The sequence below is a fragment of the Synergistaceae bacterium genome (assembly GCA_031267575.1).
In the GTDB taxonomy this organism is placed as follows: domain Bacteria; phylum Synergistota; class Synergistia; order Synergistales; family Aminobacteriaceae; genus JAIRYN01.
In genome coordinates this window covers 1-15098 of record JAIRYN010000062.1, presented here as the reverse complement: position 1 = coordinate 15098, position 15098 = coordinate 1, and the positions used below count along the sequence as shown (strand labels likewise).

At 51.8% G+C, this 15098-nt stretch carries 17 protein-coding genes; 1 reads left to right on the top strand and 16 read right to left on the bottom strand.

Translation table 11 applies throughout. The features are described from left to right. From LBJ36_10675 to LBJ36_10660, 4 genes are all read right to left on the bottom strand, one after another. A partial coding sequence (locus tag LBJ36_10675) for a MerR family DNA-binding transcriptional regulator (GenBank protein MDR1379499.1) occupies window positions 1-116 on the bottom strand: 116 nt, incomplete at its 3' end. 64 nt (window positions 117-180) lie between these two features. After that, complete coding sequence (locus tag LBJ36_10670; GenBank protein MDR1379498.1) at window positions 181-813, bottom strand: NYN domain-containing protein; 633 nt, start codon at window positions 811-813, stop codon at window positions 181-183. Window positions 814-1018: 205 nt separating this feature from the next. Continuing rightward, on the bottom strand, window positions 1019-1363 hold the full coding sequence (locus LBJ36_10665) for a hypothetical protein (GenBank protein ID MDR1379497.1): 345 nt from the start codon (window positions 1361-1363) through the stop codon (window positions 1019-1021). Then, window positions 1363-1542: a hypothetical protein gene (locus tag LBJ36_10660; protein ID MDR1379496.1), complete on the bottom strand. Its 180-nt coding sequence runs from the start codon at window positions 1540-1542 to the stop codon at window positions 1363-1365. Before LBJ36_10660 ends, LBJ36_10665 begins: the two co-directional genes overlap by 1 nt. An 832-nt stretch (window positions 1543-2374) precedes the next feature. On the opposite strand from LBJ36_10660, the gene LBJ36_10655 reads away from it, so the two are divergent. Beyond that, window positions 2375-3178: a hypothetical protein gene (locus LBJ36_10655; protein ID MDR1379495.1), complete on the top strand. Its 804-nt coding sequence runs from the start codon at window positions 2375-2377 to the stop codon at window positions 3176-3178. A gap of 88 nt (window positions 3179-3266) precedes the next feature. Here the strand turns inward: LBJ36_10655 and LBJ36_10650 are convergent, their stop codons facing one another. From LBJ36_10650 to LBJ36_10595, 12 genes are all read right to left on the bottom strand, one after another. After that, complete coding sequence (locus LBJ36_10650) at window positions 3267-4703, bottom strand: V-type ATP synthase subunit B (GenBank protein MDR1379494.1); 1437 nt, start codon at window positions 4701-4703, stop codon at window positions 3267-3269. A 1-nt stretch (window position 4704) separates the two neighbouring features. Next, window positions 4705-6531, bottom strand: coding sequence for a V-type ATP synthase subunit A (locus LBJ36_10645; GenBank protein ID MDR1379493.1), 1827 nt, complete (start codon window positions 6529-6531; stop codon window positions 4705-4707). A 50-nt stretch (window positions 6532-6581) separates the two neighbouring features. Then, window positions 6582-7241 carry a hypothetical protein gene (locus LBJ36_10640; protein ID MDR1379492.1) on the bottom strand — a complete coding sequence of 220 codons (660 nt, stop codon included), beginning with the start codon at window positions 7239-7241 and terminating at the stop codon, window positions 6582-6584. 7 nt (window positions 7242-7248) lie between these two features. Continuing rightward, entirely contained in the window at window positions 7249-7560 is a 312-nt protein-coding gene (locus LBJ36_10635; GenBank protein ID MDR1379491.1) for a V-type ATP synthase subunit F, read from the bottom strand. Between the two features lie 43 nt (window positions 7561-7603). Beyond that, window positions 7604-8017, bottom strand: coding sequence for an ATP synthase subunit C (locus LBJ36_10630; GenBank protein MDR1379490.1), 414 nt, complete (start codon window positions 8015-8017; stop codon window positions 7604-7606). A 50-nt stretch (window positions 8018-8067) separates the two neighbouring features. Next, window positions 8068-10023: an ATPase gene (locus LBJ36_10625; GenBank protein ID MDR1379489.1), complete on the bottom strand. Its 1956-nt coding sequence runs from the start codon at window positions 10021-10023 to the stop codon at window positions 8068-8070. An 18-nt stretch (window positions 10024-10041) separates the two neighbouring features. Continuing rightward, window positions 10042-11142, bottom strand: coding sequence for a V-type ATPase subunit (locus LBJ36_10620; GenBank protein ID MDR1379488.1), 1101 nt, complete (start codon window positions 11140-11142; stop codon window positions 10042-10044). Next, on the bottom strand, window positions 11139-11486 hold the full coding sequence (locus LBJ36_10615) for a hypothetical protein (protein MDR1379487.1): 348 nt from the start codon (window positions 11484-11486) through the stop codon (window positions 11139-11141). The genes LBJ36_10620 and LBJ36_10615 overlap by 4 nt, the downstream gene beginning before the upstream one ends. Before the next feature lie 34 nt (window positions 11487-11520). Continuing rightward, a complete protein-coding gene (locus LBJ36_10610) occupies window positions 11521-12138 on the bottom strand; it encodes a V-type ATP synthase subunit D (protein MDR1379486.1) in 618 nt (205 codons plus the stop codon). Window positions 12139-12268: 130 nt separating this feature from the next. After that, on the bottom strand, window positions 12269-13387 hold the full coding sequence (locus LBJ36_10605; protein ID MDR1379485.1) for a DUF362 domain-containing protein: 1119 nt from the start codon (window positions 13385-13387) through the stop codon (window positions 12269-12271). Between the two features lie 397 nt (window positions 13388-13784). Further along, window positions 13785-14681: a hypothetical protein gene (locus LBJ36_10600; protein MDR1379484.1), complete on the bottom strand. Its 897-nt coding sequence runs from the start codon at window positions 14679-14681 to the stop codon at window positions 13785-13787. Between the two features lie 202 nt (window positions 14682-14883). After that, window positions 14884-15027: a hypothetical protein gene (locus tag LBJ36_10595; protein ID MDR1379483.1), complete on the bottom strand. Its 144-nt coding sequence runs from the start codon at window positions 15025-15027 to the stop codon at window positions 14884-14886. Window positions 15028-15098 lie beyond the last annotated feature (71 nt).

Sequence of the window (15098 nt, the reverse complement as noted above, 5' to 3'; positions counted from 1 at the left end):
TGGCCGCCTACTATATGTTCTGTTTTGATTCGCCCGATTTTTTCCCAACGCCGTAGCATTGTGATTGAAACCCCTAATGTTTCAAATGCTTCACCTATGCTTAACAATCTATTCATAATTACTATATTAATATAGATTTAATTATATTTCTATCGTACTGTTCACACCCTTGCCCTTTGCCTAAGACACAGAGTTACTTGAAACTAATTGGTCGAGTGACCGAGTGTTGGCTACATCGACATTCTCGCAAAATTCTGTTTTGACATTATGCCCCAAAGTAAAGAGATAAACAAAAACACCGCTCCGTCGAGCGGTTTTAACCACCGGAATAAAATCAGAATCGCCCGTTATTAAAACGATATTAGCCGCGATTTTGTTAAAGCTGACCCAGGCGACATCAAGGCCAATCTTAATATCCACTCCTTTCTGTTTGAGGTTGGGGCTGAAACAATTATCAGTCAACGGCGACATACCGTAACATGATTTTTTCAAGATCCACCCCTGGAACGATAATACACCTTCCCTAACAGCGAAGAACGGAAGCAGTTTGACCTCTTTTAAAAATTGAAGCATTTTGCTATATTGAGGGGTAGCCTCAAAATCATAAGGTGTGTGAGTAATGGGAAGTTTAGTTTTTCCTGAATAAGGCGGACAATCATAAAAATAAACACGGTATTGTATGTCTTGCGCTTTTAAATCGATAAGAACATTCTTCACGACATTCTGGACATCGATAGCCGTAATATCTCTCTGCATGGTGGAATGAAATTTACTCCGTATAAAAGCCCCATCAATTAAAAAAGCCATCTCCATAAGACTCACCTAAAGAATGGCCTACTTCAAAGGGACACTTACGTGTTTTATATAAACCCTTTTTTTCGGCCGTTATCATCTGAATATATACAGGCTATCAAATCCATGGCTATTTTGTCAAGCTAATTTGGTCGGCTGTGGGAACGTGTTTTTTAACTATTTATGTGCTTCAATTATTTTTATTCTCTACCTTGGTGAAATTATGTCAGTCACTCAGTCGGCAAATGTACTTTTCCAAATATTTGTAAAAACCAGTGTTCAAACCGTTTGGGCCTTGGGTAGGCACGAAAGAAACCGAAAGCAGAAAGCCACGCGTGTGGTTCCCTGCTTTCGACTCTCTTGTTTCGCGCGCTTTGAAATTCGCGTCTTCGACAAACGTCGCGAAATACGACGCGGCGCTGACCGCGTACTTTGCCTGACCGAGAGCGTTGGCGATAGCGGCGTTCAGTTTGCTCTGGAAAGTGGCTAGAGTGTCTGTCGAGTAGAGCGTGATGGAGGTATTCTTGCCGTCGCCCTGGGAGATGGAGATGGTTTTGGGGTCGTTCAGCATTAGGTTGTATTCGTTTCATCTTCAGCCCAGTCATAACCAACCGTAGCCAATAGAGGGGTTTCCTCGCTGTCAAGCAAGGCAATATCAAAATACGCCTTTGAGTCATCCCAGGCGATGCTGTTGATTTTGACTTGCACCTCCTGCGTGAGGTCGGTGGACGTTACCTTGATGTAGTCCATAAGGCTCGTACAATTTGGGTTATCAAGATCTCCAAAGATAGTACCTTTACCATCGTCGGTGCGAATGGTAAATTTTCATCGTACATTAACCTCCTGTCTTCGAGGCATCCTTTCCCGTTTGACACAAAAAATCTTTCTTCGAGCATCCTGATCCCCATGTGCGCTTTTGTGTTGCCTTATAGCCCCGTGCCAGCACGAATATGTCAAAATCCCTTTTCCAACTATCACTCCTTTTATAAAAGATCCGCTCCCCCATGAAAAACGATGGAAACATATGCCGCTCACAAATACGAAGCCAAAAACCTCTATCATCCGCAAACTCGTCCAATCGCGGCTATCAAAATGTGTACTTTTTGCTAGTCACCTTATCAGTGACTAGCAACAGCAAAATAGCTAAATTTTTCCTAGGTATTATACCATAATTATTCCAAAATTTTGAGTCCAAATTTCAATTCTGAGATCTTATCAAAAAGTACACTTTTTGATAGTCGCGATTAAATAAGCTCACAGACGATAGAGGAAGTTCAGGTTAAGGCTTTTCTCTATATGTTTAATTTGTACGCTTAATCTGTACGCTTAATCTGTACGCTCAAGTGGTTATGCGCATTTATATTGTCGTGAAGTATTTTCGACATCTATCCAAAACTCATGCGCTAAGCTCAGTTAGAGGTTTGAGCAAATATTATGTTTTGATAAGGAGTGGGACAAAAGTACAATGAGGAAGTTGCTTCTTAAAGCCATTAAAAACCCCAGAAAAGTTTTCTTAAAAATTTTGAGCTATCTCCCATGGCTTCCAGATGATCTATATTTGCGGCTGTTTTACAAATTAGCAATGGGGAAAAAACTTGACCTGAAACATCCCAAAACTCTAATTTTCAACGAAAAAATTCAATGGTTGAAGCTGTACAATCGCAAGCCCGAATATACGCAAATGGCAGATAAATGCGCCGCGAGGAAGTGGATTTGTCGCGAATTGAGTGAGAGAGGTTACGAATATCCCGACAGTTTTTTACCTGCGGTGTACGGTAAGTGGGACTGCTTCGACGCAATTGATTTTTCGAATTTGCCCGATTCTTTTGTGCTCAAGACCAATCACGACAGCGGCACAGTCGTACTTGTTCCCGATAAATCGAAATTCGACGCCAAAGCCGCCAGAAAGAAGCTCACAAAAAGTTTGGCGATAAATTATTATAAACACGGGAGGGAGTATGTATATAGAGATATAAAGCCCTGTGTTTTCGCTGAAGAATACTTGGGTTATAACATCAATGATTATAAATTTTTCTGCTTCGATGGAAAAGTTCGCGCCATAGAGGTTGATTTTGATAGATTGATTGAGCATAAGCGTAATGTCTACACATCGGACTGGAATTTTGTTCCGTTACAGATAAGATACCCCAATGACCCGAATCATATCATTCCCCGGCCCGAAGTTTTGAGCGAGATGATAAAAATCGCCGAAATCCTGTCTCAGGGTCTGCCGTTTTTGCGTGTGGATTTATATAATGTGCTTGGCAGAATTTATATTGGCGAGCTGACATTCTATCCCGCAAGTGGTTGCAGTTTATTTTACCCCGACTCATACAATGAAATATTCGGGGGGTGGATTAAATTGCCGGATACGAAAACGCTTTAGTAAACATTCAAGCTCAAACGGAGAGATATACTAGATATACTACAATCATAAGCGATAAACCGACCGGCCTAAGGCCGGTCGATATTTTTCATAAGATTTTTTCCGCGGGAGCTGCCTTGTTGGTGGGTATGTCGATTTGTTCTCGCTGGTTCAGCGATTGGTTGGGCTTGATGTATCGCTCCATGTCCTCTAGAGAAATGCGGGTTAGGGCATCGGCGGGCAACGAGGCCAACAACCGCCAGGACATATCTAGAGACTGGCTGATATCACGGTTCTCGTCCCTTGCTTGACTCAGGTAGGTTCTCTCGAACTCCTCTCCGAAAGCTAAGTAAGCCTTGTCCTCCTCACCCAGCTCGTCACGACCCACCACCTCGGCTAGGGCCTTGACCTCCTGCACTCGGCTGTAGCAGGCGAAAAGCTGACTGGACACACTGGGGTGATCCTCTCGGGTGTACCCTTTGCCGATGCCATCCTTCATCAGACGCGACAAACTCGGCAGGGGGTCAATGGGCGGATAGATGCCCCGGGCGTCCAGCTCGCGGGAAAGCACGATTTGCCCCTCCGTGATGAACCCCGTTTGGTCGGGCACAGGGTTGGTGATGTCGTCGTTGGGCATGGTCAAAATGGGTAGAAAGGTGATGCTGCCTGCTTTGTCCCGAAGAACCCCCGCTCGCTCATAAAGAGACGCCAGGTCGCTGTAGAGGTACGAAGGATATCCCTTACGGCTGGGAATTTCCCCCCGGCTCACTGAAAGCTCCCGTAACGCCTCACAGTAGCTCGTGATGTCCGTGATGATGACCAGAACATGCATCCCCAGGTCAAAGGCCAGGTACTCCGCCGCTGTCAGGGCGTAGCGTGGGGTCGCGATGCGCTCAATGACAGGGTCGTCCGCCAAGTTCTGGAACAGGACCAAATTCGTCCCCCGCCGCGACAAGGACGAGGCAAAAGCCGCCGCGTCGTCATGCTTGATTCCCACACCGGCGAATACCACGGCGAAGTTTCCAGCCCCCACCAAGCGAGCCTGGGAGGCGATCTGTATGGCCAACTGATTGTGGGGAAGCCCGTTGCCCGAAAAAATCGGCAACTTTTGTCCTCGGATCAAGGTCGTCAAAACGTCGATTGCGGAAAAACCCGTGTTGATGAAATCCCGAGGGTAGATACGGGCCATGGGGTTCATGGGTAAGCCGTTGACGTTACGCTTGATATCGCTGTAGACCGGTCCGCTGCCGTCCAGAGGGCGACCTAGACCGTCGAAGGTCCGCCCTAAAATCGAGGGCGCCAGAGCGATCTCCAGGGGATGCCCCAGGAAGCGAACCCGGGAAGTAGCGGGAACCAGCCCCTCCGTGCCGGCGAATACTTGCACCATGACGGCGTCGTCGCTAACCATAACGACGCGGCCCAGCCGAGGTTCCTCGTCGGCCGTCAGAACTTCAACCACCTCATCGTACCCTACCCCCGGCATACCCTCGAACAATACAATGGGGCCGTTGATTTTACTTATTCCCGTGTATTCCGTGAGGGCCATGTCAGGCTCCCTCCTCTTCTTGCAGCAGGCGCTCTTTGCCTATTTTTGCCAGGTGCTCCTCGATTCGCCTTGCCAGGGACTCGAAACCGGCCTTATCCTCGGCGGAGAGTTCTCGAACATGGGTCAACTCCACCAGCTCCTTCATCTTGCGGATGAGAGAAAGTGGACAGCCCGCGGCCACAAGCTCTTTAGCCTGGTTGTGAAACGCCAGAATCATCTTCAAAATGGTCACACTCTTCAGAGGCGGACAAAAGGAATCTTCGCTGAAGGAGTTTTGCTGGAGATATCCGTTTTTCAGAAGCGAAGCCGTCAAGGCGATCAAGCGCTGGCTGTCGGGAAGCACGTCCTCTCCCATCAGGCGAATCGTCTGCTGCACCGCCTCGTCCTCGGCCAAGACGGTGCGCGCCTCATCGCGAAGCGCAAACCAGGACGGATCCACATTTTTGTGATACCATTCCTTGACCTCGTCCGCGTACTCGCTGTAGGAGTCGGTCCAACTGATCGCCGGGAAGTGCCGCGCGTGAGCTAGGGAAGCGTCCAACGCCCAGAAACAACGGATGAAGCGCTTAGTATGGCGCGTGACGGGCTCTGTAAAGTCTCCCCCCGGCGGCGAAACCGCTCCGATAACGCTGATGCTCGCCGTTTTGTCGCCAAAGGTGCGCACCTTGCCCGCTCGTTCGTAAAATTCAGCCAAGCGTGTGGCCAAGTAGGCGGGAAACCCCTCCTCCGCCGGAATCTCGCCCAATCGTCCCGACAGTTCCCGTAACGCCTCGGCCCAGCGGCTGGTGGAGTCGGCCATGATGGCCACGTCGTAGCCCATGTCGCGATAGTACTCCGCGATGGTGACGCCCGTGTAGATGCTAGCCTCTCGAGCTGCCACCGGCATGTTCGACGTGTTGGCGATTAAGATGGTGCGCTGCATCAAGGGTTTTTTGGAATAGGGGTCCTCCAAGGAGGGAAACTCCTCTAGCACCTGGGTCATCTCATTGCCGCGCTCACCACAGCCAATGTAGACCACAACCTTGGCGTCGCTCCATTTGGCCAGTTGGTGCTGAGTTACGGTCTTTCCCGTACCGAACCCGCCGGGTACGGCGGCAACCCCACCTTTCGAGATGGGAAACAGCCCGTCGATGACCCTCTGACCCGTGATCAGGGGCTCGTCGGGCAAAAGGCGCTCCTTGTAGGGGCGTGGCGTGCGCACCGGCCAGTGCTGAAACATCATTATGGGCACGATTTTTCTTTCAGCAGTTCTGAGTCGGGCCACAACTTCAGAGGTCCGGTAGAACCCTGGTGCGACCACGAACTCCACCTCGCCCTCCGCGCCCCGCGGGACGACCACCCGGTTCTCGATCAAGTCCGTTTCTTTGACCGTGGCGACGACCATGCCCCTCGATAGCACATCACCCACCTTGCACCTAGGCGTCACCTCCCAGGTCCGGTCCATGTCCACGGCGTCCAGTCGCGTTCCCCGGGCGAGAAAACTTCCTTCCTTTTTCATGAGACGATCCAGAGGACGTCCGATGCCGTCGATGATGTGCCCGATCAGTCCGGGGCCCAGGCAAACGGACAAAGGCCGTCCCATTCCCTTCACGGGTTCTCCCGGCCGAATACCGCCTGTATCCTCGTAAACCTGGATAACGCTTCGATCCCCGTTCATTTGAAGGATTTCGCCCGTCAGACCCAGATTCCCCACTTGTACCAGCTCGCGCATAGCGCATCGGGACGTTCCTACGGCCTGCACCACGGGACCATTGATCGATGTGAGCGTAGCCAGCTTCAAGTCGTGTCGTTTATTTTCTTCAAATCTTCCGTCTATTTTTCCGTCCATGTCTTTTACTACCGCCTTATCATGGGCTCAGGCTTTGTCAAAGGGACAACCTACAGCTCGGCTATCACGGCCTTGGCTACGGCATCCGCCATCTCCTCGGCTTTTGTCTTCCAGTCAGCAACCACACGCCATTTTTCCTCTTCGGAGTGCAGCAACACACCACCGATAATGAGCGCGGGTTCAGTGTCGAAGGTTACATCGATGTCCGGGAAACGCGCTCTCAAGGCGCTCACGACGGACTCCCCGCGCAAAGCGTCTTCCGCCCGGAGACGTATCTTCACTTTCTGTCCCTTTGGCAACCGTTCGCAGACCTCGGTCGCCACACCCGTCAAAATTGCGTCGTAATCGGGGCGCTTATCGAAGGCCATCAGAGCCTCCTGAAGCAGAACCAACGCTTTTTGAATCAGTTCGTTCTGCAAACGTAAACGGTCTCTGTCCCGTGCGGATTCGGCCTCGATCAACTGACGGGACGTCATTTCATAGGAGCGCTTCGTCGCGTCAGCTTTGATGCTGGCCACCATGTCACTTAGGTGTTTCATCCGCTCGATTGTCCATTTTTCCGCCTCTTGCCGGGCTTCTTGCAGAATCCGCTCGCGCTCCTGATCTCCTTTGCGCAGGACCATTGCTTGCAGCTCGGACAACTTTTTCTTCGCGTCATACACGGCGGTATCGCCCTGATGGGATCCGTCGGCTTCCCTAACCTCCGTCATTCTACCTTCACTCTACTTTCACTCCTATGGCCTCCCGGATGTATCGGGTGAGAAAATCGGCACCGCGCCTGGCGCCGTGGCGATCCGGTATTTCAACCAAAAGCGGCAAGGAACCGCTGGAGCGCATCTTTTTCACTTTTTCCGGTATGTTTTCGGCCGCCCGTTCGGTCATGAGAAGAATACCCAAATCTTTCATCGCCAGAGCGGAGGAAAGCGCTTCGGCCGTCTCCACCGGTCCGTGGGCCACCACACCACCGATACCCGCTAGCTTCAACAATACCAATGTGTCATGGTTATCGCTTATCAAAAACCCTTTCATAATAGATTTAAACGGTATTTTAACGCCGAATCCCAGGCCTTGCCTATATCCTGCCCAAAATAAAGAGCGAGATGACAAGGCCGTAAATCGCGATCCCCTCCGCCAGCCCCATGTAGATTAAGGTGGTGCCGAAAAGAGAGGGCTTCTCCCCAACGACACCTAAAGCCGCTGATCCCACAAAGGCGACGCCAATTCCCGCTCCGATACAGGCGAGCCCGGTGGAAAGTGCCGCGCCCATCAATCCCAGCCCGTTGACGCTTCTTGCCTCTGCCGCCGGTTCCTCGGTCTCGGCCGCAAAAACCGTCGTAACAGAAAAACCCAAAACCAGAAATGCCCCAACCATTATCGCTGCCAGAATCGCCCTCGGATTGCGGGGCACCCTGGCTCTTCTCAACATCAGAAAACCTGTGCCGATCAACGCCGCAACGGAAACGCAAAGAACCGTCAAACTCCACATTGAAACTTTCTCCCTTCGGACAAATAAAAACATTCGAGCTCAAGGGGGGGTCAACCCCGCCGTTTCCACAGCACCGGCATAAACTCGCGCCCGCCGCCCCGATAAAACTTTCCGAAAAACTCATAATACTCCAGACGCAGCGTCTGAATGAAGACGATCATCCCCTCGAGGCCAATGATCACCAAATGCCCTAACAAAAGGACGACGGCGTAATAGAGCTTTCCCGCCGGCACGTTCTCCACCATCCGCGCCAACATGAAAACAGCCCCGCTGAGGCCCACGTGGTTTAAAGCGAAAGCTGCCAGACGCACGAAAGACGCCGTGTTGCTGACGAAGCTCAACATCGCGTGGAAAACCGAAAAAACATGGACCACCCCGCCTTCGTCCACCACCTCGCCGCGAAAGAAATACTTGGCGATTCCATTTCCGAAGATCATCACCGCAAAAAGGCTCGCCATGATCGCGATGAAAATATCCTTATCGAAGGCTATTTCCGGGTCGTTCCCTGTCACGGCCACGGCCTGGGCCACTGCCAGCCAGTAGAACAAGAGCCCCGCCATTCCCTCGGGACTGAAAAGGGCTTCTCCCCATTCTTCCTTGCGAGCAGCGTTCTGGATCTTAAAGCAGATACCGATCGTGAGAAAAACGATCCCCACCCCGATGGAGATGGGCAGAATTTGATCTACGTCCGTCATAGGCGAAAGCCACAGAGGATGGATAAGTTCCTCGCTGCCGAAAACGCTGCCGTACAAAAAACCGAACAGGACAGAGGAGGCTCCGGCGATCTTCATGACGGACGCGATGGCCCGGCCCATGATTTTCTTTTTTTCGAGAAAGAGCGTGCCCAAGATCAACGCGAGTCCGTGTCCCACGTCGCCAAACATGAAACCGAAAAAGAGACAAAAACTGACCGCCACCACGAATGTAGGATCCAGTTCGCTGTAGGAAGGCAGGCTATAAAGGCGCACGATCTCCTGAAAGCGGCGGACCAGAGGAAAATTGTGGAGAAGCGTCGGAAGCTCATTGCCCTCCCGTTCCAGGATGTCGCCGTATTCCGCCATGATTAAGGTGTGGGGCGCCTTCTCCTCGGTCGCCTGGGCGATATCCCCATAGCTGCTTTGGGGCATCCACCCGGCCAAAACCGTCATCCCAGATAACTCACCCCCCAACTGGCAGAGCGATTGGATCCGCTCTCCCGTGTACACCGCCGCGTAAAATTTTTCCAGCTCGAAACGGTTTTCCTCCGCGTACCGTCCGGGCATCTCCCGGTAGTTTTGTATTTCCGACGCGATGGCTTCCATACGGTAACGCACGGCGTCCGCGTTGTCGTAGTTTCCGTAGTCTTCCGGTCTGACAGAAACCAAGTGCATATGCACCGAGGAGAAAATTTTGTAGGCCTCCTCACGGTAATCGCTGCCATAGAAGACGACGACCGTGATCCTGTTGCTGGGGTCTGAGACCCTGTCACCGGAGCCCTCGATCAAGGGTATGGCGAGAATAGACGCGGCCAAGCTCGTTTCTTCGAGACGTCGCCAGTTTTCCTGGGTCAGTACCCCAAGGGTGATGCGCTCGCCCAACGAAAGAGGAAGATCCGAAAGGTTGCGCCCCGTCTCCCGGACTGTCTCCCCAAAGGCTAACATGGCTTGCCAGGTTTCATACTCGCCTTGAAGCCTCTCGGCTTTCGCGCTCCATTCGTCTATCGCGCGCGTAAGGTCGTCCATCTTCGCTTCGAGTTCCGCCAAAGAAATCGACGGAGCGCGCTCCACAATCCGACACTGAGGGATGGGAAGACCCCCACGCTCCCAAAATCGGTCAAATCTTTCCAAAAGCGCGGCGTAACGATTACCCCGAAAGGTCTGGAAGCGGCTACCCAGTGGGTGCCCCTCCATCATCACCTCCGGCTGCATCGGTTCAAAGTTTTCCGTGTGTAAAAGTGTGAGAGCGACGCCTTCGACTTCCTCCCTGGGGCCGACGAAAGAGACTCCCACCATTCCCACCACTGCCATGTCCGATTCTCCTTCTTTCTAGATCGGCCTTACGAGAACCTGGTTCGCCTTGCTTCGGTCGAACCCATAACGCACCATTTCGACCACGGCAACCAGGTCTCGAACCTCCAGCTCTTTCAGCACCAAGTACGCTGCCACGTTCTGAAAACCCTGGGCGCCCGCCAAAAACGCCCGCTCCGCCACGGTGAAGAGAAACCTGTAGATGTTGCTTTCCACCACGACCTCTCTCAGTGCCGCGTTAACGTCGTTAACATCGAACACCTCGGCGTAAGGGGTTCCCGCCAGAGCTACCGCGATAGCGCGGGGCTCCGCGAAGGCAGCTTTCGTCAAAAGCTCGAAATTCGCGCGATAACGGGCTTTCATGATCAACGTCAAGGACGTCTCCGGGGACATGCCGAAAAAGCGGCGCGCTCGGTAGATCCAATAAAGGTTCATCAGATCGACGCGGGCTCCCACCAACGCCCGCAACATACGGCCTTCGTCGCCACTCACTTCCGCTACAGTCGCGTAAAGTCTGTCGAAATAGTTGCGGTCTACGGTCATGCTCACCGCAAAAACGATGTTCTGAAAATCGGGTCCCCCCGCCGCCAAATCCACGTTTTCCCAGCCGGATGGAACGGCTTCCATCATAGCTTTGCGCAATGGCTCATTTTTGAGGGCGGCTGCAATGCTCTTAAAGGTGCCCGCCCTGAAAAGTTTGTTTTGATCTACCAAAGTCAAGTGAAAATCAGACACCAGGTCGACGATTCTGTCTGGAGCCAGGTGTTCGTCCCATTTTTCCGTTCCCAGCCTGACGCGAAGGTGGCTTTTGAAAAGTTTGATATCGAAACTTTCGAGCCACAGATCAAGAAGTTTCCTGTCACGCAGGCCCGCGTAATGTCTGAAAATCACGCCCTCCCGCACGACGGAGATGTTCAACAAGAACTCCAGCTCGGCGCGCCTCATGTCCTCCAGAGCGAAGTTTTTCAAAATGGGGGCATAAGCGCTTTTACCTAGTTGAACGGCGATTTCCCCCGCAGAGTTCCTCTCTAAAAAAAGCTTGAAATCCTCTTTTTGAAAAAGCGACGCTCTACGGACCCTGGCCTTGGCTGACTGGGCCAGGCCGATACCCCCCGTCACAAACGTCTCCAGGCCGTGTATCTCGTCGCCAGGTCTTCGGCCATTTTAATGATCAGCGGAGGCACATTTTTGTCAAAATTTTCTTGCATTTTATTCCTGGACTTCCGGGCCAAGTCCGCAATGTGCAAAGACTCTATCTCCGCCGAGTGCCGGGTGGACTCCACTTGAGCCCGGGCTTCCTCGCGAGCGGCATTCAATCGAGACTCCTGGTCTAGGGTAAAATTGCCACGCGCCTTCTGAACGATGAGCTTTGCCTCCCGTTCCGCGGCCGCACGCACCTCCAGAGCTTCATCTTCCGTTTTCAGCAGAGCGTCGAGAACCTCCGACAACCTCATTTTTTCCATCCGCCTTCCTGAGCTTGAACATTTACTCGAACATTTACTCGGTCGAAAGTTTGATACGGGTCAGGTCTTCTCGTTCATTTTCATCGAGCGCCGCCGCGATGAACTTGACCTCGTTTTCGCTGCGCGGGATGAACACCTTTTCCAGGGCGTTTACGCGCCGCAACGTTTTGCGTATTTGGATAGCCAGCCGATACACGCTCGTCTCGATCTCGGCGAGGCGGGCGATCAACGCCACCACCTGGCGGGCGTTCACGTAGGCGTTATCCAACACCGAGGAAGAACCTGTTGCGGATCCCCCCATCGAGTAGACAGGAGACAGGTTGGGGGTAATCCGGTCCACCTCGGGAATGTCGATACCCATCACTGAGCGCAGGCGCACAATAAAACGGTTTTCCTCTGGAACCAGAAGCGCGATTTGTTCCACGCTATCGATTCCCATCGTGATATTCGCCATTTGCAGGCTGAAATAAGCTTCCCCAAAAATAGAACGCATACTGTTCTGAACCTCGCGGACTTCTTCAATGCGCCCCATGAGCTCAGCCATGAGAATCTTACGTTTTTGTTCGAGAAGGTCGTGCCCCCGCCTCGCTAGCTTGAGGGCAGCCTGAATGCGCGTCATGTTGCTTCGCGTCGCTGTTACTTTGTTGGCCATAATCCATTACGCTCCCGCTAATACCAAAATTTAGCCGATATAGGGTAATTATAGTCTTTTTCGATAATATTGACTAGCAGTCCGCCACTCATCTTAAGTTTAGAGCGGCGGGCTCCGTTTTGAGGTCGTCTTACGGCAAGTCGACAGTGACGAGTTCGTAGTTTCCTGTGCCGAGTCCGATTTTTTCCGCGTGAGAGATCTGGACCCGCCAGTCCGTGCTGGGATGGATGTCGGTGAAATGATCGCCATGCGTGCGCTCTCGCTCTGAGAGGATGCTAGAGGCAATCCCTGGAGCCGCATTGACGGCATCGATGCAGGCTTTATCCAAGGCTACCGGGTCGAAGCTCGCGAAGATCCCGATATCTGGAACCACCGCGGCGTCGTTTTCCCCGTGGCAGTCGCAGTAAGGGGAGACTTGGTTCACGACGCTGACGTGGAAATGGGGGCGCCCAGCCAGAACCGCTTTGCAGTATTCCGCTATCCTACAGTTGAGGTCGTTGCTGCCGGCCCAGTTGGCGAGAAAAACGGCGTTGAAATTACACGCGCCGATGCACCGGCCGCAGCCAACGCATTGAGCGTGATCGATGAAGGCCTTTCCGCCGTTGGAGAAGGAAATGGCGGCTTGAGCGCAGTGCTTGGAGCAAACCCGGCACCCCACGCAGGCATCTTGGTCTACCACTGGCTTGCCGGCGCTGTGCATGTTCATCTTGCCGGCGCGGCTTCCGCAACCCATACCGATGTTTTTAACGGCTCCTCCGAACCCCGTGCCTTCGTGCCCTTTGAAGTGGTTGAGGGACACGAGAATATCAGCGTCCATCACGGCCCGGCCGATCGAGGCGGTTTTGCAGTAGACACCACCCTCGACAGGAACCTCCACGTCGTCGGTTCCTTTCAATCCGTCCGCGATGATGTTTTGGCAACCGGTGGAGAATGGAGAATACCCGTTCTCAAAGGCCGCGTCCAAATGAATCAAAGCGTTGTTGCGCCGTCCCCCGTAGAGGGTGTTGCAATCGGTGAGGAAGGGTTTGCCGCCCCGGGTTTTGATGTGGTCCGCCAAGGTTTTGGCGAAGTTCGGCCGCAAATAGGAAAGGTTTCCTGGCTCTCCGAAGTGGATTTTGATGGCCACGTATTTTTGATTGAAGTCGATTTGGTCAATACCAGCCTGAAGAATCAGTTTGTCCATCTTGCTCAACAGGCTAACACCCACCTTGCAGCGCATATCAGTAAAGTAGACTTTCGATACAGACATTTCGTATATTCCCCCTCGATTTAACACCCTTAGACAACACAGCGCAACACTCTTGACATACTCCCACGACTAAAGTCGTGGAAGTCTAAGATCGACAAAGACAGCCGACTGAAACTGGTCTTACGTCTTCTCCTTTAAGAGTGGATGCCCCCACTCTGAGAATATTTACAGTCGCATTAATATCCCGGTCGTGTTCCGCCCTGCATCTCACGTTGATAAGCCATAAAAGGAGTTTAACATGAAAATAGACATATGGCAAGAAACCAAATACAAAACAAACGCCGCCAACAACAACATTGCGATTCCCATGCAATGGCTGAAGCCGTTGCATGAGAATCGCTTTATCGTAAATGTTCAAGCTCAGAGGGACGGAGCTACGTTCCCAAGGACGACGGCGTCAGTTTATCAACAACGCTTCGATATCTTCTCTAGGCAGTTCACTCACTCTCATGACTTTCTCCAAGTCCCAGCCCATTTCCAACAAGTTGCGGGCGACTTTGCGTTGACCCTCCGCCTTTCCTTCTGTTCTACCTTCTGTTCTACCTTCTGCTTTTCCTTCTGCTTTGGCATCTCGTATTTGAATCTCTCGTACCGCTTGGTCAATGGGAATCATGTGCACTTTCCATACCTCCTTGACTTTTGGGTCAATTTTCTTGCTGCCGAGTCTCAATATACGATACACAAACTTCTGAACACTCCGTGTTCTTTTGAGGTCGTAATTCTTTTCTTTCATCAAGCTCAAAAGTTCCAGCGAATATCTTCCCCGGTCTCCAGGGTCTTTTCCTGCGTCGAGCATCCTACGGGTCGCCAGTACCACCAGTGCGAAAAGCCGGTCGTCCTTCTTCAGCTCTTCCTCATTGGCGCTCGCGACGTGATAAATGCTGTACCGGAAGTTCAATTCGGTTCCGTAGCATAACGAGGAATAAGTGTCTATCGCCTTATCGGGGCCGGTAAAAATAGCCAGTGACGTCACGGGAATCTGAAGCTGATCGCTCGCTCGGTAATAGTTCTGAAACACCTTCAAGCCTAACTCCTTGTCTTTTTTGTGCTGTTGTTCGACCTGAAACGCCACGCGCTTTTCCGCTCCCGTTATCAAAGGTACTGAAACACAAAGGTCCGAAATCCGCCCGCCCTTGTCCGATACCCCGCCGATGGCCGGATGCTCGGTGTCGATCAGAAACGGCTTTTTCTCGTAATCCCTGTCCATTGCAAGGTCCGGCTTGAAAAACAGAATCGCGTCGTCTATGTTCTCAATAATGACTTCCTTCCAAGTTCGGTCAATCCATTTACTCATTCTCTCGCCCCTCGACTTGAAAATTTTCGTTTTTGTCGCAAAAAACGTAGATAGGACACAAGGACGCATACCAGGTATACAGGTAGTTGATATTTTTCATTATAACAAAACCCAGAACTGCGCCAGAGTTCACGGCATTAATGAGTGCACGGCGCGACACAAAAGCGACTTCCTCGTGGAAGCCGCTTTTGCTGTACGGTTATCAAAGATTTAGATCCATAGGGCTTGAACGGTTACGATAAAGCGATGAGAAAGCCAACGGTTTCAGCCGTTGGATGAGAATTGCAACGCCGCCAACGGCGGCGTTTGTTTTGTATTTGGTTTCTTGCCATATGTCTACTTTCATGTTAAACTCCTTTTATGGCTTATCAACGATGGATTCATTCGAACACATCTGTGTTCAATATTGGCTATCAT

Bases quoted from the DNA above. Each gene is read 5' to 3' on its own strand.
- LBJ36_10670 (MDR1379498.1), bottom strand. From the start codon at position 813: ATGGAGATGGCTTTTTTAATTGATGGGGCTTTTATACGGAGTAAATTT.
- LBJ36_10665 (MDR1379497.1), bottom strand. From the start codon at position 1,363: ATGCTGAACGACCCCAAAACCATCTCCATCTCCCAGGGCGACGGCAAG.
- LBJ36_10660 (MDR1379496.1), bottom strand. From the start codon at position 1,542: ATGGACTACATCAAGGTAACGTCCACCGACCTCACGCAGGAGGTGCAA.
- LBJ36_10655 (MDR1379495.1), top strand. From the start codon at position 2,375: ATGGGGAAAAAACTTGACCTGAAACATCCCAAAACTCTAATTTTCAAC.
- LBJ36_10650 (MDR1379494.1), bottom strand. From the start codon at position 4,703: ATGGCCCTCACGGAATACACGGGAATAAGTAAAATCAACGGCCCCATT.
- LBJ36_10645 (MDR1379493.1), bottom strand. From the start codon at position 6,531: ATGGACGGAAAAATAGACGGAAGATTTGAAGAAAATAAACGACACGAC.
- LBJ36_10640 (MDR1379492.1), bottom strand. From the start codon at position 7,241: ATGACGGAGGTTAGGGAAGCCGACGGATCCCATCAGGGCGATACCGCC.
- LBJ36_10635 (MDR1379491.1), bottom strand. From the start codon at position 7,560: ATGAAAGGGTTTTTGATAAGCGATAACCATGACACATTGGTATTGTTG.
- LBJ36_10630 (MDR1379490.1), bottom strand. From the start codon at position 8,017: ATGTGGAGTTTGACGGTTCTTTGCGTTTCCGTTGCGGCGTTGATCGGC.
- LBJ36_10625 (MDR1379489.1), bottom strand. From the start codon at position 10,023: ATGGCAGTGGTGGGAATGGTGGGAGTCTCTTTCGTCGGCCCCAGGGAG.
- LBJ36_10615 (MDR1379487.1), bottom strand. From the start codon at position 11,486: ATGGAAAAAATGAGGTTGTCGGAGGTTCTCGACGCTCTGCTGAAAACG.
- LBJ36_10610 (MDR1379486.1), bottom strand. From the start codon at position 12,138: ATGGCCAACAAAGTAACAGCGACGCGAAGCAACATGACGCGCATTCAG.
- LBJ36_10605 (MDR1379485.1), bottom strand. From the start codon at position 13,387: ATGTCTGTATCGAAAGTCTACTTTACTGATATGCGCTGCAAGGTGGGT.
- LBJ36_10600 (MDR1379484.1), bottom strand. From the start codon at position 14,681: ATGAGTAAATGGATTGACCGAACTTGGAAGGAAGTCATTATTGAGAAC.
- LBJ36_10595 (MDR1379483.1), bottom strand. From the start codon at position 15,027: ATGAAAGTAGACATATGGCAAGAAACCAAATACAAAACAAACGCCGCC.